This window comes from Micrococcus sp. KT16 (assembly GCF_003315015.1).
GTDB lineage: Bacteria > Actinomycetota > Actinomycetes > Actinomycetales > Micrococcaceae > Micrococcus > Micrococcus luteus.
In genome coordinates this window covers 70,419-89,103 of record NZ_QNRG01000009.1, presented here as the reverse complement: position 1 = coordinate 89,103, position 18,685 = coordinate 70,419, and the positions used below count along the sequence as shown (strand labels likewise).

18 protein-coding genes are annotated in these 18,685 nt (G+C 72.5%); 4 read left to right on the top strand and 14 right to left on the bottom strand.

Annotated features, from left to right (window positions below):
* Nucleotides 1-27: 27 nt before the first annotated feature.
* A complete protein-coding gene (paaZ, locus tag DE149_RS08575) occupies nucleotides 28-2,148 on the bottom strand; it encodes a phenylacetic acid degradation bifunctional protein PaaZ (RefSeq protein WP_036313917.1) in 2,121 nt (706 codons plus the stop codon).
* A gap of 277 nt (nucleotides 2,149-2,425) precedes the next feature.
* On the opposite strand from paaZ, the gene DE149_RS08570 reads away from it, so the two are divergent.
* Together DE149_RS08570 and panD are read left to right on the top strand one after the other, a co-directional pair.
* A complete protein-coding gene (locus DE149_RS08570) occupies nucleotides 2,426-3,418 on the top strand; it encodes a DUF559 domain-containing protein (protein WP_113914355.1) in 993 nt (330 codons plus the stop codon).
* A gap of 183 nt (nucleotides 3,419-3,601) precedes the next feature.
* Nucleotides 3,602-4,039 carry an aspartate 1-decarboxylase gene (gene panD, locus DE149_RS08565; RefSeq protein ID WP_010080090.1) on the top strand — a complete coding sequence of 146 codons (438 nt, stop codon included), beginning with the start codon at nucleotides 3,602-3,604 and terminating at the stop codon, nucleotides 4,037-4,039.
* Nucleotides 4,040-4,061: 22 nt separating this feature from the next.
* Here the strand turns inward: panD and DE149_RS08560 are convergent, their stop codons facing one another.
* From DE149_RS08560 to paaA, 12 genes are all read right to left on the bottom strand, one after another.
* A complete protein-coding gene (locus DE149_RS08560; RefSeq protein ID WP_113914354.1) occupies nucleotides 4,062-4,556 on the bottom strand; it encodes an SRPBCC family protein in 495 nt (164 codons plus the stop codon).
* On the bottom strand, nucleotides 4,556-4,939 hold the full coding sequence (locus DE149_RS08555; protein WP_113914353.1) for an MmcQ/YjbR family DNA-binding protein: 384 nt from the start codon (nucleotides 4,937-4,939) through the stop codon (nucleotides 4,556-4,558). The genes DE149_RS08560 and DE149_RS08555 overlap by 1 nt, the downstream gene beginning before the upstream one ends.
* A 33-nt stretch (nucleotides 4,940-4,972) precedes the next feature.
* Nucleotides 4,973-5,860 carry a 3-hydroxyacyl-CoA dehydrogenase family protein gene (locus DE149_RS08550; protein ID WP_113914352.1) on the bottom strand — a complete coding sequence of 296 codons (888 nt, stop codon included), beginning with the start codon at nucleotides 5,858-5,860 and terminating at the stop codon, nucleotides 4,973-4,975.
* A gap of 8 nt (nucleotides 5,861-5,868) precedes the next feature.
* On the bottom strand, nucleotides 5,869-6,654 hold the full coding sequence (locus DE149_RS08545; RefSeq protein WP_036383430.1) for an enoyl-CoA hydratase/isomerase family protein: 786 nt from the start codon (nucleotides 6,652-6,654) through the stop codon (nucleotides 5,869-5,871).
* Between the two features lie 4 nt (nucleotides 6,655-6,658).
* The gene (locus DE149_RS08540) at nucleotides 6,659-7,876 is read right to left on the bottom strand and encodes a thiolase family protein (protein WP_113914351.1); all 1,218 of its coding nucleotides are present in this window, start codon (nucleotides 7,874-7,876) and stop codon (nucleotides 6,659-6,661) included.
* Nucleotides 7,877-8,172: 296 nt separating this feature from the next.
* Nucleotides 8,173-9,531, bottom strand: coding sequence for an MFS transporter (locus DE149_RS08535; protein WP_113914350.1), 1,359 nt, complete (start codon nucleotides 9,529-9,531; stop codon nucleotides 8,173-8,175).
* Nucleotides 9,532-9,762: 231 nt separating this feature from the next.
* Entirely contained in the window at nucleotides 9,763-10,548 is a 786-nt protein-coding gene (locus DE149_RS08530) for an enoyl-CoA hydratase/isomerase family protein (RefSeq protein ID WP_049146507.1), read from the bottom strand.
* A gap of 31 nt (nucleotides 10,549-10,579) precedes the next feature.
* Complete coding sequence (paaE, locus tag DE149_RS08525) at nucleotides 10,580-11,749, bottom strand: 1,2-phenylacetyl-CoA epoxidase subunit PaaE (protein ID WP_063188646.1); 1,170 nt, start codon at nucleotides 11,747-11,749, stop codon at nucleotides 10,580-10,582.
* Nucleotides 11,749-12,258: a 1,2-phenylacetyl-CoA epoxidase subunit PaaD gene (paaD, locus tag DE149_RS08520; protein ID WP_063188645.1), complete on the bottom strand. Its 510-nt coding sequence runs from the start codon at nucleotides 12,256-12,258 to the stop codon at nucleotides 11,749-11,751. The genes paaE and paaD overlap by 1 nt, the downstream gene beginning before the upstream one ends.
* On the bottom strand, nucleotides 12,255-13,088 hold the full coding sequence (gene paaC, locus DE149_RS08515) for a 1,2-phenylacetyl-CoA epoxidase subunit PaaC (RefSeq protein WP_063188644.1): 834 nt from the start codon (nucleotides 13,086-13,088) through the stop codon (nucleotides 12,255-12,257). Before paaC ends, paaD begins: the two co-directional genes overlap by 4 nt.
* Nucleotides 13,085-13,387, bottom strand: coding sequence for a 1,2-phenylacetyl-CoA epoxidase subunit PaaB (gene paaB, locus DE149_RS08510; protein WP_002857863.1), 303 nt, complete (start codon nucleotides 13,385-13,387; stop codon nucleotides 13,085-13,087). Before paaB ends, paaC begins: the two co-directional genes overlap by 4 nt.
* 3 nt (nucleotides 13,388-13,390) lie before the next feature.
* Nucleotides 13,391-14,398 carry a 1,2-phenylacetyl-CoA epoxidase subunit PaaA gene (paaA, locus tag DE149_RS08505; protein WP_063188643.1) on the bottom strand — a complete coding sequence of 336 codons (1,008 nt, stop codon included), beginning with the start codon at nucleotides 14,396-14,398 and terminating at the stop codon, nucleotides 13,391-13,393.
* Nucleotides 14,399-14,657: 259 nt separating this feature from the next.
* Here paaA and DE149_RS08500 point away from each other — a divergent pair, with 259 nt between their 5' ends.
* Together DE149_RS08500 and DE149_RS08495 are read left to right on the top strand one after the other, a co-directional pair.
* The gene (locus DE149_RS08500; RefSeq protein WP_063188640.1) at nucleotides 14,658-15,095 is read left to right on the top strand and encodes a hypothetical protein; all 438 of its coding nucleotides are present in this window, start codon (nucleotides 14,658-14,660) and stop codon (nucleotides 15,093-15,095) included.
* Complete coding sequence (locus DE149_RS08495; protein ID WP_063188638.1) at nucleotides 15,092-16,624, top strand: hypothetical protein; 1,533 nt, start codon at nucleotides 15,092-15,094, stop codon at nucleotides 16,622-16,624. Before DE149_RS08500 ends, DE149_RS08495 begins: the two co-directional genes overlap by 4 nt.
* Nucleotides 16,625-16,658: 34 nt before the next feature.
* On the opposite strand, the gene DE149_RS08490 is transcribed toward DE149_RS08495, so the two are convergent.
* The gene (locus DE149_RS08490; protein WP_049146520.1) at nucleotides 16,659-18,572 is read right to left on the bottom strand and encodes an FAD-binding monooxygenase; all 1,914 of its coding nucleotides are present in this window, start codon (nucleotides 18,570-18,572) and stop codon (nucleotides 16,659-16,661) included.
* Nucleotides 18,573-18,685 lie beyond the last annotated feature (113 nt).

Genomic DNA, 18,685 nt, shown 5'->3' with positions numbered 1-18,685 from the left:
CGGGACGGCCCGTCGAAGCAGGGGGGCTCAGCCCTGGGAGGTCTCGGACGGGGCCATCGGCCAGGTCTTGGCCACGAGCGTCAGCACGTCGTACTGGGCGCAGAGCTCGTCCTTCTGGTTGTGGATCCGGCAGTCCCAGGCCACCTCGCCGTACTCGTCGCTCACGCGCGGGGTGATGCGCTTGGCCGTCAGGGTCACGCGGATGGCGTCGTCGTAGGTCACCGGCGTGATGAAGCGCAGGTTCTCCAGGCCGTAGTTGGCCAGCACCGGGCCCGGATCCGGGGCCACGAACAGCCCCGCGGCCCACGAGACCAGCAGGTAGCCGTGGGCGACGCGGCGCGGGAAGAACGGGTTGGCCATGGCGGCCTCCTCGTCCGTGTGGGCGTAGAACCTGTCCCCGGTCTCCTCCGCGAAGGCGGTGATGTCCTCCAGGGTGATGGTGCGCAGGCCGGAGGCGAACTGGTCGCCCACCGTCAGCTCGGCCAGGGACTTGTAGAACGGGTGCACGGCCGTGCCGGCCTCCACGTCCTCGCGGGTCACCGTGTGGGCCGCGGCGCCCTGATGCCACACGCCGGTGATGGCCGTGAGCATGTCCGGGGAGCCCTGGATCGCCGTGCGCTGCATGTAGTGCTTCACGGCGCGGACCCCGCCGAGCTCCTCGCCGCCGCCGGCGCGGCCGGGGCCGCCGTGGATCAGCACCGGCACGGGGGCGCCATGGCCCGTGGTGGTCGCGGCGGTCTGGCGGTTCAGGACGTGCACGCGGCCGTGGTGGGCGCCGATCCCGGCGGCGAACGCGCGGGCGGTCTCACCGTCGTTCGTGGCGACCGTGGCCACGAGCGACCCCGAGCCCAGGGCGGCCAGGGCCACGGCGTCGGCCACGTCCGTGTAGCCGATCACCGAGGTGACCGGACCGAACGCCTCGACGCTGTGCACCTCGGGGGTGCGTGCGTCCTCGAAGGTGAGCACCGTGGGGGCGAAGAACGCGCCGGACTCGGCGTCGGCGTCACCGGTCGAGCCCTCGGGGCCGCCGAGGCGGACCTGACCGCCGGCGTCGACCAGGCGCTGCACCGCGCCGCGGACCTCGCCCTGCTGGTCCTTCGAGGCCAGGGCGCCCATGGTGGTGCCCTCGACGCGCGGGTCGCCCAGGACGACCTTCGCGGCCAGGCGCTCGGTGAGGGCGGCGGTCACGGCCTCGACCCGATCCTGCGGGACGATCACCCGGCGGATGGCGGTGCACTTCTGTCCGGCCTTGACCGTCATCTCCTGGAAGACGACCTTCACGAACGCCTCGAACTCGGGGGACTCCGGGTCCGCGTCCGGGCCGAGGATGGCGGCGTTGAGGGAGTCGGTCTCCGCGGTGAAGCGGACGCCGCCCTCCTGCACGTTCGGGTGCTTCTTCAGCGTGGCCGCGGTGGCGGCGGAGCCGGTGAACGCGACGTGGTCGCGGTAGTCCAGGTGGTCCAGCAGGTCGCGGGCGGAGCCGGAGATCAGCTGGATCGAGCCCTCGGGCAGCACGCCGGACTCGAGCATCAGCTCGACGCACTTCTGCGTGACGTAGCCGGTGGGGGTGGCCGGCTTGACCACGGTGGGCACGCCGGCGACGAAGGCCGGGGCGAACTTCTCGAGCATGCCCCACACGGGGAAGTTGAACGCGTTGATCTGCACGGCCACGCCCGGGATGCGCTGGTAGATGTGCTCGCCGATGAAGGAGCCGTCGCGGGAGAGGGGCTCCACGTCGCCGTCGATGATCACGGTGGAGTTCGGTAGCTCGCGGCGGCCCTTGCCGGAGAACGTGAAGAGGGTGCCGATGCCGCCGTCGACGTCGAAGGCGTGGTCGCGCTGCGTGGCGCCGGTGGCGAAGGAGACGTCGTAGAGCTCCTGGACGCGGGAGTTCAGAAAGAGCGCGAGCTCCTTGAGCTTGAGGGCGCGCTCGTGGATGGTCAGCTCGCCCAGGGCCTGCTGGCCGACGGTGCGGGCGTGCTCGATGGCGGCGGCCGTGTCGAGGCCGTCGGTGGAGACGCCGGTCAGGCGCGCGCCGGTGTTCGCGTCCGTCACGTCGGTGACCTTGGACGGGTGCGACGGCGTCCACCAGCTGCCGGCGACGTAGCTGGGGAGGATCTCCGGGAGGGAGGGGGCGGTGACGGTCACGGGGTCTCCTGGTGTCGGGGGCGCGGACGAGTCCCGACCGATCGGTCGGTTATTGCTCCTCACCCTAGCCGAGACGTGGATCACGCGGGAGGGGGAGCCGGGCCGGTGACGCCGTCGTCGTGGAGAGGGCTTCGCCGCGCAAGCCGTGGCGCCCGGGCCCGCAGACACGCCGCTACCGCCAGGACGTAGCGGCGTGTCTGCGGGCCTCGGCGGGGCGTCGTCCACAGATCCCGGCGGACGACGACGGCGGCCCGCCCGGATCGGGCACGCTCGGCCCATGCCCCGCTCGCCCGCGCCCCTGCCTCCGATGCGCTGCGGACTGGACGGCCTCCTCCGCGCTCCGACCGTGTTCTCGACCCCGGCCGCGCGCGAGACGGGGGTGAGCGCGGCCCGGCTGCGGCGCGGGGACGTGGTCTCCCTCGGCTGGGGGCTCTGGGGCCTGCGCGGCATCGAACCGGACCCCATGGACCATCTGCGGGCACTGCAGGATCTGCACCCCGAGGGCGTGTTCAGCCACGTCACGGCCGCCAGGGTGCTCGGCCTGTGGCTGACCGGGCCGCTCGCCGCCGACCGGTCCGTGCACGTCGCGACCCCGCGCGGCCACGGCACCGCGTCGAGCCGGGCCGGGGTCCGCTCACACCGCCTCCGCGCCGACGCACCGGTGCGGATCGTGGACGGGGTGCGCGTGACCGCACCGGGGTGGATCTTCGTGGACCTCGCCGCGCAGGCCGGGCCGCTCGACCATCTCGTCGCGCTGGGGGACAGCATGGTGCGGACCGCCCCGACGGAGGCCCGCCGCCGTCGGCTGCCTCCCGGGGTGACGGACGTGGCCGAGCTGCGCGCCGCCGTCGAGGAACGCGGACGGGTGCGCGGGATCCGCGCGGCCCGGGAGGCGCTGGAGCTCGTCCGCCCCGGAGCCGACTCGCCGCAGGAGAGCCGACTGCGGGCGCGGCTCGTCCTGGACGGCGTCCCCGAGCCCGCAGTGAACCCGTGCATCCGCCTCGCCACGGGACAGCGGCTCCGCGTGGATCTGGTGTGGGCGGAGGCCAAGGTGGCGGTCGAGTACGACGGCGATCAGCACCGCACGGATCGCCGGCAGTGGCGTGAGGACCGCGAGCGGGACGCGGCCCTGCGCGCGGAGGGGTGGGAGGTGATCCGGGTGACCGCCGACGTGTTCCGGCCAGGGCACTGGGAGCTGTTCGTGCGGCAGCTGCGGGGCCTGGTGGCTGCGCGGACCCCGCCGGGCCGAGTGCCGCCGTCGTGGATCTGACCCGCCCAGGCCTGCAGACACGCCGCTACCGCCAGGGCGTAGCGGCGTGTCTGCGGGCCTCGACGAGAGGGGCGGGAGCCTCGGGCCGGCGTCGGCCCCTGCCCCTCGTCTCCGGACCGGCGTAGAATCGAGCACCGGTCCTCTCGGACCCGACCCACCCCCTCATCCGGAGAGTTCTGCCGCATGCTGCGCACCATGTTCCACGCCAAGATCCACCGGGCCACCGTGACCCAGGCGGACCTGCACTACGTGGGCTCCGTGACCGTGGACCAGGACCTGCTGGACGCCGCGGACATCCTCCCCGGCGAGCTCGTGTCCATCGTGGACGTCACCAACGGCGCGCGACTGGAGACCTACACCATCGCGGGCGAGCGGGGCTCCGGCGTGCTCGGCATCAACGGCGCCGCCGCCCACCTGGTGCATCCGGGGGACATCGTCATCCTCATCGCCTACGGGCAGATGGACGACGACGAGGCCCGCCACTTCCAGCCCAAGGTCGTCCACGTGGACGCGGACAACAGGATCGTGGAGCTCGGCATCGACCCCGCCGACGGCCTCCTCGACGGCCTCTCCCGCCCGCCGCTGTCCCGCGAGTGGAACGAGGCGCAGGCCGAGCTCTGAGCCGGCCTGGGGCGCCGGGCCGTCATGGACGAGCCCTTCGAGCGGGATCAGCGGTCGGCACGGCCTTCGCCCCGAGCGCTCGACGCGCGGAGCGCATCGCGGCCGCGTGGCTGAGGCCCATCGCGGTGCGGGCGCCCGGCACGTGGGACACAGCGCGCATCCACGGCGAGGTCAGCACCACCTCCTGCTCCCACGCCACGACGCAGCGCGGCGCGTGTCCGGCCGGGGCGCCGTCGTCGTGGACGGTGACCCGTACGGTGCCCGTCAGGTCCCCGCTCAGACGGGCGACCAGAAGGCCGCGGGTGCGGTCGTCGATGAGGCGCTCCATCGTCAGGCGCACCGGCACGAACCCGCGCAGCCGGACGGCGGCGCGGTCGGGACCCAGGCGACGGGCGCGCGGGACGGCCGGCCACCAGCGTGGGTAGCCGGACGGGTCGGCGAGCAGGGCCAGCGCGGACCGGGCGTCCGCGGGGACCGCCCAGCGGTGGGTGAAGCGGAAGGGGCGGTCGACCGACATCAGGCCTGGCCGAATGTCTCGGGGTCCACGGGGCGCCGGGTGCGGGGGAGCTTCGCGACGACCAGCAGGTACGACTCCGTGACGAGGTCCCGGACGAGCTGCTCGTCGAGGTCCGGGTGCGCGGCCAGGCTGAGCCAGTGCCGCTTGTCCATGTGATAGCCGGGCGTGATCGCCGCGGGCAGGGCCGCGCGCAGCTGGGCGCCGTCCTCCGGGCGGGCCTTGACGTTCACGAGGCGGCGCCCGTCGTGGTCGATGAACACCACGAACAGCTTCCCCTGCACCTTCACGACCTCGGTGTCCGGGCCGAAGGGGTGCGACGCGGCGCTGCCCGGCAGCTCGAGGGCGCGGTCGCGGGCGACGCGCAGCAGCGTGGGCTCGTCCATGCCCGTCACGTTAGCCGCGCCGGCCCCGGGGGCTCAGCGGTAGTCGAAGAAGCCCTTGCCGGACTTCCGGCCGAGCTCGCCGCGGGCCACCATGTCTCGCATGAGCTGCGGCGGGGCGAAGCGCTCACCCAGCTGGGACTCGAGGTACTCCGCGATGCCCAGGCGCACGTCCAGGCCCACGATGTCGGTCAGGGCCAGCGGGCCGACCGGGAACTTGTAGCCGAGCACCATGGCGGCGTCGATGTCCTCGGGGGAGGCCACGCCCTCCTCGACCATGCGGATGGCCTCGAGCGCGATCGCCACGCCCAGGCGCGACGAGGCGAAGCCCGGGGCGTTCTTGACGACGACGGGGGTCTTGCCGAGCCCGCGGACCCACTCGGTGGACAGGGCCTGGAGCTCCGCACCGGTCTGCTCGCCGATCACGACCTCCACGAGCTTCGAGGCGGGCACCGGGTTGAAGTAGTGCAGGCCGCAGAAGCGCTCGGGACGCTGCAGGTGCGAGGCGATCTCGTCGATGGACAGGGAGGAGGTGTTGCTGGCCAGCCAGGCGTCCTCGCGCAGGTGGGCCTCGACGTCGGTGAGCGCCTCGATCTTCACCTGCATGTCCTCGAACACGGCCTCGACCACGAGGTCGCAGCGGGCGAAGTCGGCGCGGTCCACGGAGACGGTCAGGCGCTGCGCCCACTCGTCCAGGTCGCCGTCGATCTTGCCGCGCTCGAGGGAGGCGGCCAGGTCGGCCTCGATGCGCCCCTTGGCGGCCTCGGCCGACTGCGGGTCGCGCTCGACGACGACCACCTCGGACGAGCCGGAGACGAGGAACGCGTGGGCGATGCCGCCACCCATCCGGCCGCCGCCGAGGACGCCGACGACGGCGGGCACGGAGGACGGCGCGGTATCAGGGGTGTGCTGCTGATCGGTCATGTCAGTCCTCACTTCTTCTTGCGGTCCAGGAACGCCTGCATGCGCTCGAACTTGGCCTCGGACTCGAACAGGATGGCCTGCGCGATCTCGTCCACGTGGGGGTGGGCCTCGCGAGGGAGGTGGAAGACGCGCTTGGACAGCCGCACCGCCAGCGGGTCCTGCTGCGCGATGCGGTCGGCGAGGGCGTCGGCGGCGTCGAGGAGGGCGTCCGGCTCGTGCAGCTCGGTGACGAGCTTGAGCTCGAGGGCCTCCTGCGCGTCCAGGATCCGTCCGGCGAGCAGCAGCTCGAGGGCCACCGGCTCACCCACCAGCTCCTTGAGCCGCCACTGGGCGCCCGCAGCGGCGGTGATCCCCAGGCTCGTCTCGGGCTGGCCCATCTTCAGCGCCGGGGTGGCGATGCGGAAGTCGGCCGCGTAGGCCAGTTCCGCGCCGCCGCCCAGGGCGAAGCCGTCGATCGCCGCGATCACGGGCATGGGCAGCCGGTGGATGCGGTCGAAGACCTGCGAGTTCACGCCGCGCAGGGCGTCGTCGCGGCGGCGCTCGCGCAGCTGTCCGATGTCCGCGCCGGAGGCGAAGATGCCGGAGAACGTCCCCGGCTCGCGCGTCGACTCCACCTGCGTGCCCGAGATGATCAGGATCTTCGGCTCGCGTTCGAGGTGGGCGCAGAGCTCGTGGAACTCGTCGACCATGGTCTGGTCGATCGCGTTGCGCACGCCCGGGCGGTCCATGCGCGCGTGGACGCGGTCCTCACGCTCCTCGACGCGCAGTGCCGTGAAGTGGCTGAAGTCGTCCATGCGCTCAGACCTTCTCGACGAGCATCGCGGAGCCCTGGCCCACGCCCACGCACATCGTGGCCAGGCCCCTGTCCGCGCCCTCGCGCTCCATCCGACCGAGCAGCGTGACCACGAGGCGCGAGCCCGAGGAGCCGAGCGGATGGCCCAGGGCGATCGCGCCGCCGTCGGCGTTGACGGTCTCCGGGTCCAGGCCGAGGCGCCGCATCGAGGCCAGGGACTGGGTGGCGAAGGCCTCGTTGAGCTCGACGGCGCCCAGATCCGCCACGGACCAGCCGGAGCGCTCGAGGGCCTTCTCGGTGGCCGGGACGGGGCCCAGACCCATGATCTCGGGGGCCAGGCCCGCCGAGGTGGACTCCACGACGCGGGCCCGCGGGGTCAGGCCGTACTTCTGCGCGGCCCGCTCGGAGACGACGAGGATCGCCGAGGCGCCGTCGTTGAGGGAGGAGGAGTTGCCGGCGGTGACCACGCCGTCCTTCTTGATGATCGGGCGCAGGCTGGCGAGCACCTCGGGGGTGGAGCCGGGGCGGGGGCCCTCGTCCGTGTCCACGACCGTCTCGGCGCCCTTGCGGCCCGTGACGACGACGGGCACGATCTCGTCCGCGAAGCGGCCGGCCCCGATGGCGGCCAGCGCACGCTCATGCGAGCGGGCGGCGAAGGCGTCGGCGTCCTCGCGGGTGATGCCGTCCACCTCGCCGACCTCCTCGGCGGTCTCCGGCATGGAGAAGGTGAACTTCTCCCCGAACTCGCCGTCCGCGAAGCGCGGGTTCACGAAGCGCCAGCCGATCGCGGTGTCGAAGGCCGCGCCGGGCTTGGCGAACGCCGTCGTCGGCTTCTCCATCACCCAGGGGGCGCGGGACATCGACTCCACGCCGCCGGCCACGACGACGTCGGCCATCCCGGAGCGCACCATCGCGGTGGCGATGCCGATCGCGGACATGCCGGACGCGCAGAGGCGGTTCACGGTGATGCCCGGGACGGTGTCCGGGAAGCCGGCCAGCAGCCAGGCCATGCGGGCGACGTTGCGGTTCTCCTCGCCGGCGCCGTTGGCGTTGCCGAGGATGACCTCATCCACGACCGACGGGTCGATGCCGGCGTCCTCGATCACGGCCTTGACGGTCAGGGCGGCGAGGTCGTCGGGGCGGACGGAGGAGAGGGCGCCGGCGTACTTGCCGACGGGCGTGCGGCGACCGCCGACGAGCAGGGCCTGGGACTGTGCGGACATGGAGACTCCTTGAGTGACCGACAACGGGGCGGGCGCGGGCGCGGCGAATTACCGACCGTGCGTTCAGGTTCAGTATCCCGGGCCGGTGTGACGGGGGTCAACTGCGGGGCGGGTGTGACGGGACAGGGACGAGCCCGCGCGGAGGCCCGCAGACGCGCCGTTACGTCCCCGAGGTAGCGGCGTGTCTGCGGGCCTCGGCGCCGGTCCGGTCGCCCACGACGACGGCGCGCCCTTCCGGAGGAGGACGCGCCGTCGTCGTGGGGTGGAGACGGGCGAAACCCGTCAGGCGGCCCGGATCAGGCCGGCACCACCGGATTCGAGCGCGTGGCGACGACCTGCTCGTCGTGCAGCTCGCGGTCCTGGATGCCCTTGGGGACGAACAGGACGGCGATGAGCGAGACCGCGGAGATCACGATGATGTACCAGGCCACGTTCTCCCAGCCGGTCTTCACGAGCTGGTCGGCGAGCAGCGGGGCGAAGGCGCCGCCGATGATGGTGCCGAGCGCGTAGCCGATGGAGACGCCGGAGAAGCGGACGCGGGCCGGGAACATCTCGGCGTACATCGCCGACTGCGGACCGTAGGACGGACCCAGGCCGAGCGTCAGGACGAACAGGCCCAGCGAGAACAGCGGCAGAGACGCGGTGTTCAGCAGCCCGAACAGCGGGAAGGCCCAGACGATCAGGAACCCGTAGCCGAGGACGAAGGTCAGCTTGCGGCCGATCTTGTCCGAGACCCAGCCGCCGAGCAGGGTGAAGATGAACCAGCCGACGCCGCCGACGAGGCTCGCGATGAGCACCTCGGAGGAGGTCATGCCCAGACCCTTCGGACCGCCGTACTTCGAGAACCACGCGATGAGCAGGTAGCCGACGCCGTTGTTCGCGGCGAAGATCACGGCGGCGAGGATGACCTCCTTGGTGTGGTGCCGGAAGAGCTCGCCCAGCGGGGCGGACTCGTCCGCCTTGAGCTGCTGCATCTCCTTGAAGACCGGGGACTCCTCGACGGCCTTGCGGATCAGGTAGCCGACGAGGATCAGCACCACGGAGATCAGGAACGGGATGCGCCAGCCCCAGGTGAGGAACTGCTCCTCGGACATGGTGGAGCGCACGATGAACAGCACGCCGGTGGCCAGGATCATGCCCAGTGGCACGCCGATCTGCGGGGCGGAGCCGAACAGGCCGCGCTTGCCGTGGGGGGCGTGCTCCACGGACAGCAGCGCCGCGCCGCCCCACTCGCCGCCCGCGGACAGGCCCTGCAGCAGGCGCAGCGCGACGAGCAGGATCGGGGCCCACACACCGATCTGGGCGTAGGTGGGCAGCAGGCCGATGAGGGTGGTGGCCAGGCCCATGCCGATCAGCGTGAGGGACAGGACGAACTTGCGGCCGAAGCGGTCACCGAGATGGCCGGCGACGATCGCGCCAAGCGGGCGGATGAGGAAGGAGATGCCGAGGGTGGCCCACGCGGCGATCTGGGAGCCGCTCTCACCCATCGGCTGGAAGAAGAGGGCGGCGAAGACGAGCGCGGTGGCCTGGGCGAAGATGAAGAAGTCGTACCACTCGATGGTGGTGCCGACGACGGTGCCGGCGATGACCTTGCGCTCCTCGCGGCGATCGCGCGCGGGGGCGGGCGCCGCGGGGGATGCGACGGTGTGGCTCATGGATGCTCCTGGGATGCGGGGCGGCGGCCGCCCGTGAGGCGGCGGCAGGACGGTGTGGTTCCCGACCGATCGGTCGGGAAGTGACACCCGTCACCGTATACGATCCCCTGTGACTCACGCCACGATCCGGGCTGATGACGGGAATGTGACGCGGCCGGGCCGGGACGACGACGGCGCCGCGCCCCTCGCGCGAAGGGTGCGGCGCCGTCGCCGGTGGCGGGGTGCGGCGGCTCAGCCGCGGCCGGTGAACTCCGGCTTCCGCTTCTCCTGGAAGGCCTGGAAGCCCTCGGCGTAGTCGGCGGTGCCGCAGAGCTCGCCCTGGGCGATGTTCTCCGCGTCGAGGGACTCCCACAGGCCCACGCGGTGGTCACGGACCTGGGCCACGAGCTCCTTCGACGCGCGGAACGCGAGGGTCGCGCCGGAGGCCACCTGGGCGACCTTCGCGCGGGTGAACTCGAGCAGCTCGTCCGCGGGCAGGGCCCGGGAGAACAGCCCGGCCTGGACGGCCTCGGCGCCCGAGAGGAGCTCGGCCGTGTAGATCAGGTCCAGGGTGCGGTGCGCGCCCAGGCGCTCGGTGAACAGCCAGTGGCCGCCCGAGTCCAGGGTGGCCCCGAGGTTCGCGAACGGCGAGCCGATCTTCGCGTCCTCGGCCACGTACACCACGTCCGTGGCGATCGCGAGGCCCAGGCCCACGCCCAGGCAGGCGCCCTGCACCGCGGCGAAGGTGGGGACCGGGATCTCGGACATGGCCCGCAGCACCGGGGTGACCCTGTCCCGCAGGTAGGCGGTGGCGTCGTCCTCGGCCGGGACCACGGCGGAGATGTCGCGGCCCGCGCAGAAGCCGCGGCCCTCGCCGCGCAGCAGCACGGCCCGGACCTCACCGGACTCGACGCCGGCGGCGGCCCGCTCGTAGGCGGCCTGGAGTTCGGCCAGCGCGGCCTCGTCCAGGGCGTTCATCCTCTGGGGGGCGTCCAGCACGATCTCGGCGACGCCGTTCTCGACGGTGATCTCGATCATCGGGGGCTCCTTCGGTCTCGTGGGCGGGCGCTCAGGCGTCGAAGTCGAGCGTGATCGAGTCGGAGGTCGGGCGGGTCTGGCACGTGAGCACGTAGCCGTTCTCCACCTCGTCCTTCTCGAGCGCGTAGTTCTCGTCCATCTCGTACGCGCCGTCGACGACCTTGGCGCGGCAGGTGCCGCACACGCCGCCGGCGCACGCGAAGGGCACGTCCGAGCGGACGCGCAGCGCGGCGTTGAGGACCGTCTCGTGGGCGGACTTGGGGGACTCGACCTTGGCGGTGAGGCCGTCGAGGTTGAACTCGATGGTCACGTTGTCGCCCTGCGGGTCCACCTCCACCACGCGACCGGAGTGGCCCTGCGGGTTCTCCGGGCGGCCGGTGGTGAACAGCTCGAAGCGCACGTCGTCCTCGGACACGCCGCGGGCGGCGAGCGTCTCACGCGTGAGCTGCACGAGCTCGAACGGGCCGCAGAGGAACCACTCGTCGGTGCCCTCCACGTCGATCACGCGGTCCAGGAGGGTGGTGAGCTTGTCCTCGTCGATGCGGCCGGAGAGCAGCGGGGACACGCGCTGCTCGCGGGAGAGCACGTGGTGCACCGTGAACCGGGCCGGGTACTTGTCCTTGAGGTCGCCGATCTCCTCGGCGAACATCACGTCCATGGCGGAGCGGTTCGCGTAGACCAGGTCGAAGCGCGAGGTCTCGGAGGCCGCGAGCACGGCCTTGGCGATCGCCATGATCGGGGTGATGCCCGAGCCGGCCGCGAACGCCACCAGGTGCGTGTCCCTCTTCTCCGCGACCTTCTCCGCCGCCACCTTCTGCGCGTCGTTGAGGGAGGTGACGTGCGTGCGGGACGTGAACGCGCCCTGCGGGTTCATCACGTCGATCCTCTCGCCGACCTCGAGGCTCTCGTTGGCCCACGTGGAGAACTTGCCGCCGATGTCCTTCTTCACGGCCACACGGATCTCGCCGCGCCTCGGGACGGCGCAGATCGAGTAGGACCGGCGCACCTCGGCGCCGTCGAGCTCCTTGCGCAGGGCCACGTACTGGCCCGGCACGTAGTCGTAGTCGTCGGCGAGCTCCTCGGGCACCGCGAAGGTGACCTCCACGGAGTCCTCGGTCAGGCGACGCAGCTCGGACACCTCGAGGGTGTTGAACGTGGCGCGGCGCTTGCCGGTGGTGGGGGCGTCGGTGGTCTCGGTCATCAGTGCACCTTGAAGTAGTCGAAGGGCTCGAGGCACTCCCGGCAGGTGTAGAGGGCCTTGCAGGAGGTGGAGCCGAAGCGGGTGATCTCGCGGGTGTTCAGGGAGTGGCAGCGCGGGCACTTCACGGCCATGCCGATCATGACCGGGCCGTCCGTGGTGCGCGCGACGGGCGGGGCGATGCCGTACTCGTTGAGCTTGGCCTTGCCCTCGTCCGTCATCCAGTCCGTGGTCCACGCCGGCTGGAGCACCAGGCGCACCTCGGCATCGGGGAACCCGGCGCGCCCGAGCGCGCGGGTGACGTCCGTGGTGATGGTGTCCATGGCGGGGCAGCCGGAATAGGTGGGCGTGATGACGACGACGGCCCTCTCGCCCTCGGCCCGTGCCTCCCGGAGGATCCCCAGGTCCGCGATGGACAGCACGGGGATCTCCGGGTCGTGCACGGTGGAGGCCGCATCCCAGACCCGCGCGTCGGCGGGATCGGCGGGGCGCAGCTCGCTGGCGGTGGTCACCAGGTCGCTCCCGGGTGACGGCGCGCCAGGGACTGCATCTCCGCGAGGATGTACCCGCGGTACTCACTCATGGCGCCGGAGCGGTCGCCGCCGCGGGCGGTGCCCGTCGTCGGCACGGTCAGGCCGGCCTCCTCGATGGCCGCGCGGATGCGGGTCATCGTCGGCTCCTCGAGCGAGGACGGCAGCACGGCGACGCCCTGCTCGGCGAGGGCGCGGACGACGTCGTCGTCGTGGAAGAGCTCGGCCACGTAGGGCCACAGCTCGTCCAGGCCGCGCTGCATGCGGCGCTTCGACTCCTCGGTGCCCAGGCCCAGGCGCTGCAGCCACAGGGCGGCGTGGTCCTGGTGGTACAGGACCTCCTTGAGGGCCTTGTCCGCGATGGCGGCGAGCGTGGGGTCCGTGGACTCGCGCAGGCGGGTGTACAGCTCGTACGAGTAGAACGAGTAGTACAGCTGGCGGGCGATCGTCTTGGCGAAGTCGCCGTTCTCGGCCTCCACGAGGCGGACGGAGCGGAACTCCTCCTCGTCGCGGAAGTACGCGAGCTCGTCCTCGGTCCTGCCCCACGCCGTGCCGGCGTAGGAGAGGAGGAAGCGGGCGTGGCCCACGAGGTCCAGGGCGATGTTGCCCAGGGCGATGTCCTCCTCGAGCTCCGGGGCGCGCGAGATCCACCAGGACAGGCGCTGGCCGAGCATCAGGGCGTCGTCACCGAGGGCGAGGGCGTAGCGGGCGACGTCGTCGCTCGCCTTCTGCTCGCCGGCCGCGATCTCCTCGGCGGTGATGGCCACGCCGGCGGAGTGCCTCGTGGCGGAGTCGTTGGTCGCGAAGCTCACAGGTGCGGCACCCCCTCGGACTGCTGGTAGTAGGTGGCGTGACGGTAGGACTTGCCCTGCGGGGACTCGAAGAAGCCGCCCTTGGAGTCCGGGTCGGAGGCCGCGATGGCCTCGGCCGGGACGACCCACACGGAGGTGCCCTCGTTGCGGCGGGTGTACAGGTCACGCGCGTTGCGCAGCGCCAGGGTGGCGTCCGGGGCGTGCAGGGAGCCGGCGTGCACGTGGGAGAGGCCGCGGTTGGCGCGGACGAAGACCTCCCACAGGGGCCAGGCGTGGGAGGCGGCGGTGGTCTCGCTCATGGGTCAGGCTCCGATCAGGTGGGTCTCGGCCGGCGCGTTCTGCTCGGCCTGGCGGCGGGCGTAGGCGGCGGCGGCCTCGCGGACCCAGGCGCCGTCCTCGTGGGCCTGGATGCGGCGGGCCATGCGCTGGGTGTTCATGGGGCCGTCGCCCTTGATCACGGACATGAACTCGTCCCAGTCCAGCTCGCCGAAGTCGTAGTGGCCGCGCTCCTCGTTCCACTTCAGGTCCGGGTCCGGCAGGGTGAGGCCGAGGGCCTCGGCCTGCGGGACGATCATGTCCACGAAGCGCTGGCGCAGGTCGTCGTTGGAGAAGCGCTTGACCTTCCAGGCCATGGACTGGCGGGAGTTGGGGGAGTCCTCGTCCGGCGGGCCGAACATCTGCAGGGCCGGGCCGTAGAAGCGGTCCACGGCGTCCTGGGCCATCTGCTTCTGCTCCGGGGTGCCGTGCGAGAGCTCGTAGAGGATCTCCCAGCCCTGGCGCTGGTGGAACGACTCCTCCTTGCAGATGCGCACCATCGCGCGGCCGTACGGGCCGTAGGAGGCGCGGCACAGCGGCACCTGGTTGCAGATCGCGGCGCCGTCGACGAGCCAGCCGATCGCGCCCATGTCCGCCCAGGTGCGGGCCGGGTAGTTGAAGATCGAGGAGTACTTCGCGCGGCCGGAGAGCAGCTGCTCGTTCAGCTCGTCCCGCGGGGTGCCGAGGGTCTCGGCGGCGGAGTACAGGTACAGGCCGTGGCCGGCCTCGTCCTGGACCTTGGCCATCAGGATCGCCTTGCGCTTCAGGGAGGGGGCGCGGGTGATCCAGTTGGCCTCCGGCTGCATGCCGATGATCTCGGAGTGCGCGTGCTGGGAGACCTGGCGGGTCAGGGACCTGCGGTACGCCTCGGGCATCCAGTCGCGGGGCTCGATGCGTGAGTCCTCCGCGATCAGGCGATCGAAGTTCTCCTGGCCGGCCGCATCCTCGGGGGACGGGACGGAGGCCAGGTGCTGGGGGGAGCTGGTCTGCGTCATGGGGATCACCTCACGCTGAGTGCGGGCTGGTTCCGTGGTCAGGGCGCACCGGGGCGCATTGAATTACTGACCGCTCGTTCAGAATAGGCCAGGGTGTGACCTCGGTCAACACGCCGAAGCCGGCGCGACCCGGGTGCGACGCGGCCGCCGGGACGGTGCGAGAGGGTTGGCTCCTGCACAGGCGTCCCGACGGCGTCCCCCATCCCCGGATCGCCCCTCGCCGCAGTCGCGGGGCCCGGGCCCTCCCTACGGTGGCCGCATGTCACCCCTCATCGGACCTCAGCAGATCGCCACGGCCCTGCGGGCCGTCGGACTCGACGACGACGCCGCCCGCCTGGTCGCGTGGGCCGACCCCGCCCGGCGCGAGCGGGAGGCCGCCGAGCAGGCCCTCGCCGACCTCGCCGTGGCCCAGACGCAGCTGCGCACGGCGCTGGGCGGGCTGGTCAGCGCCGCCACGGACGTGCGCTCGGCGCTGCACACGGCATGGCGCGGCGAGGCCGCCGGCGCCTATGGGGAGGCCGTGCGGCGGGCGGCGACCCTGGCGGCGGAGCTCGAACGGGAGGCCGGGGAGTGGCTCGCCCTGCGGGCCACCGCCGAGCGGGACGCCGAGGACGCACGCCGAGACGCCGAGGCCCGGCAGCGGGCGGCCGAGGAGACGGCGCTGGCCGTCCTGCGCTCGTTGGCGGTGGCGGCGTGACCGGCGGGCGGGGTGCCGGCCCGGGGGCGGTGGCCTTCAGCACGCACGGCGGACCGGGCTCGATCTACGCGGAGGCCGAGGAGATGCGCGTCGTGGCCGGGCGGCACGAGCACGCCGCCGACGAGGCGGCCGGAGCCTCGTGGCAGGTCGACGCGGCCGCCTTCGGGCTGGGCCGGTCGGCCACGTGGCTCGCCTCCGCCGCCCTGCTGCAGGACCGACTGGCGGAGGCGGTCGGTCGGGTGCGGAACCTGTCGGAGCAGTGCGCCGAGCTGCACCGTGACCTGCTCTCCGCGGCGGCCCGCTACGAGGAGGCCGAGCGCGCGGCGGCCGGCATCATGGCCGCCGAGGACGCCTCCCTGGGGGAACTGCCGGCGCTGCTCTGGCGGGACGGCCATGACGGCCTCACCACCCGCGAGGCGGAGCGGCTCGTGCAGGACGTCGTCCAGGCGGTGCCCGAGGCCATCGTGGCCGCCATGCTCGCGGCCGCCGGGTTCCCCTTGCTCGCGGCCCTGGCACGGATCGACGTGAAGATGCTGACGAGGGCGCAGAAGCGCGTGCTGAAGCGGCCCGTCTCCTCCGCCGCGAAGAAGGGGACGGATGCCGCGTCGGACCTCACCGAGGCGCTGCGGGTCTCCCCGGACGAGGCATGGACCGTGACGGCGGACGCCCTGACCCTCGCCGGCGCGGCGCCCCGGGGCGCGGTGACCCCGCACGGGGCGCCGCAGGACCGGCCGACGGCGCCCGCCCTGCTGGACGGCTCGGCCACGGGGCTGGCCTCTCTCATCCCGCGCGCGGAGGGGGACGGAGACCTCACGGTCACGGAGGTGGTGCGAGAGAACGGGAGTCGGGCCTGGGTGGTGGGCCTGCCGGGCACCCGCGGCGGCCTGATCCCGGATCCCGAGTCGACCGACCCGTGGGACGCCGGCGGACTGTTGGACGCCCTCGGCTCCGAGTCCGAGGTCACGGCCCCGGCGGTGCGGGCGGCGCTCGAGGCGGCCGGCGTCCCGCACGGCGCACCGCTCGTCCTGGCCGGCTACTCCCAGGGCGGGGTGCACGCCGTCAACCTGGCCGGTCGTGAGGACTTCACGTCCGTGTATCCGGTGGCCGGCGTCATGACGATCGCGGCGCCGTCGGGCAACGCGGTGGAGACCGGGCGGACCGCGGTGCTGGAGTTCTCCTCGGACGGGGACCTGGCCGTCGCCGCGGACGGGGCGCCCACCCCCGTCTCGTCGCGCCGGGCCGAGGTGGTCTTCCACCCGGCCGGCCACGGGTGGGATGCGCCCGGGGGCGGCTTTCGGACCGCCTCTCCGCTGGCGGCCGAGGACGACCTGGGCGCCGCCCACGACTTCGACGCCCAGGTGGACCTGATCCGGCAGTTCGAGGCCGCCGAGCCCGCGTCCCGGGCGGAGGTCGCCGGGCTCTCCGCCGCGTTCGCCGGGCTGACCGCCGGCACCGTGGCCTCGAGCCGGGCGGTGCGCCTGCGCCGCACGCCGCCCGAGCGGGGCCACCTGCCCCCGGGATTCCGGTGAGCGCACCGGCGTCGGGGCGCCCGCCGCCGCCCGTTCAGTTCGCGTCGAGCAGCACGCCCGCGAAGAACGCGTTCAGGCGGTCGACCTCGTCCAGACCGAAGACGCCGGAGACGTACTGGTCCGGGCGGACCACGACGACGGCGCCGTCACGGCTGATGCCGCGGGCCTCGAAGATGTCCTCGCCGTGCTTGGGCTGACACGTGGCGAAGATGTTGTTCAGGTCGTGCAGGCCGAGGGAGCCGGTGGTCGGCCGGAAGATCGACGGCACGTCCGGGTGGGCGAACTCGGTCTGCTTCTGCTGGTACACGACCTTGATGTCGAAGCGGGCGTCCTCCGGCCCGTCCGACGGGGTGTGGCGGTTGCGGAAGGACCGCGGGTCCTCCTCGATCGCCTTCGCCCACGCCGCGACCTTCGAATCCTCGGCGCGCGGGGAGGCGGCGTCGGCGAACACGTAGACGCGCCAGCGGCCGTCCGCGCGGTGCAGGTGGCCCAGGTGCTTGACGTTGGTGTCGCACGAGCGCTCCACCAGCGCCGACTTGAAGCGCTTGCCGATGGGGTAGCCCTGCGCCAGCGCCTGGCCGGTGGCGTCCGTGGTGAGGAGGGAGGGCCGGTACTGCGTCATGAAGCCGGCCGGGAACTCGGCGGTCTTCGTGTAGAACTCGGCCACCTCGTTCGGGTCGCCCAGCTCGGAGGTGGGCTTGGCCATGAGCGTCGACCACTCCTTGTCGAAGTCGATCAGGTTCTTGGCGATCTCCTTGCGCTCCTCCGAGTAGGTCGGCACGAGCTCGACCGGGGCCATCCCGGAGAGCACCTGGCCCAGCTTCCAGCCGAGGTTCCAGCCGTCCTGCATGGACACGTTCATGCCCTGGCCGGCCTTCGCGGAGTGGGTGTGACAGGCGTCGCCGAGCAGGAACACGTTGGGGTGGGCCACGCGCTCGCGGTTGTCGAAGCCCGAGGTGAGACGGTGGCCCACCTCGTACACCGAATGCCAGGCGACCTCCTTCACGTCCAGCGTGTAGGGGCGCAGGATCTGCTGGGCCCGGCGGATGATCTCCTCGAGCGGGGTCTGGCGCACCTGGTGGTTGTCGTCCGCCGGGACCTCGCCGAGGTCCACATACATGCGGAACAGGTGGCCGCCCTCGCGGGGGATCAGGAGGATCGAGCCGCTGGACGAGTGGATCGCGCACTTGGTGCGGATGTCCGGGAAGTCCGTGTCGGCCAGCGCGTCCATGACGCCCCACGCGTGGTTCGCGGCGTCGCCGGTCAGGGTGTGGCCGATCGCCTTGCGGACGCGGGAGCCCGCGCCGTCCGCGCCCACCACGTACTTGGCGCGCACCTGGCGGGTTGGTCCCGAGGCGGGGTCCTCGAGGGCGTTGCCCTGGGCGTCCACGGTGCGGCGCAGGGTCACGAGCACGGGGTGCTCGCCGTCGTTCGTGTCCTCGAGGGTCTCGAACGCCCAGCCGTAGTCCGGCCGCGCGCGGGTGGGGGAGTTCTTCATGTACTCGGCGAACCAGTCCAGGATGCGGGCCTGGTTCACGATCAGGTGCGGGAACTCGGAGACGCCCTCCGGGTCGTCCTCGGCCAGCGAGGTGCGCACGATCGTGTCCGCGTCATCCTCGGCCGGGTTCCAGAACGCCATGGAGGTCAGGTCGAAGGCCTCGTCGATGATCTCGCTCGCGAAGCCGAAGGCCTGGAAGGTCTCCACGGAGCGTGCCTGGATGCCGTCCGCCTGGCCGATCTCGAGGCGGTGGGGGCGGCGCTCGATGATGCGGGTGTGGACGTCCGGGAACATCGCGAGCTGGGCGGCGGCGATCATGCCGGCCGGGCCCGAGCCGACGATCAGCACGTCCATCTCGTCCGGCAGCTCGGCGGGGCGGTCCAGGCCGATGCCGGCCGCCACCTGGACGCGCGGGTTCGTGGAGACGTAGCCGTGGTGGTGGAAGAGCATGAGGGTCCTTTCGCTGCGGGGGATGTCGCTGCGCGGCGCGCGTGCCACCCGACGGCGTGTTCTCTCAGAGAACACGGTGTTCCCCCTGGGAACACATGTGTGCCAGACTGTAC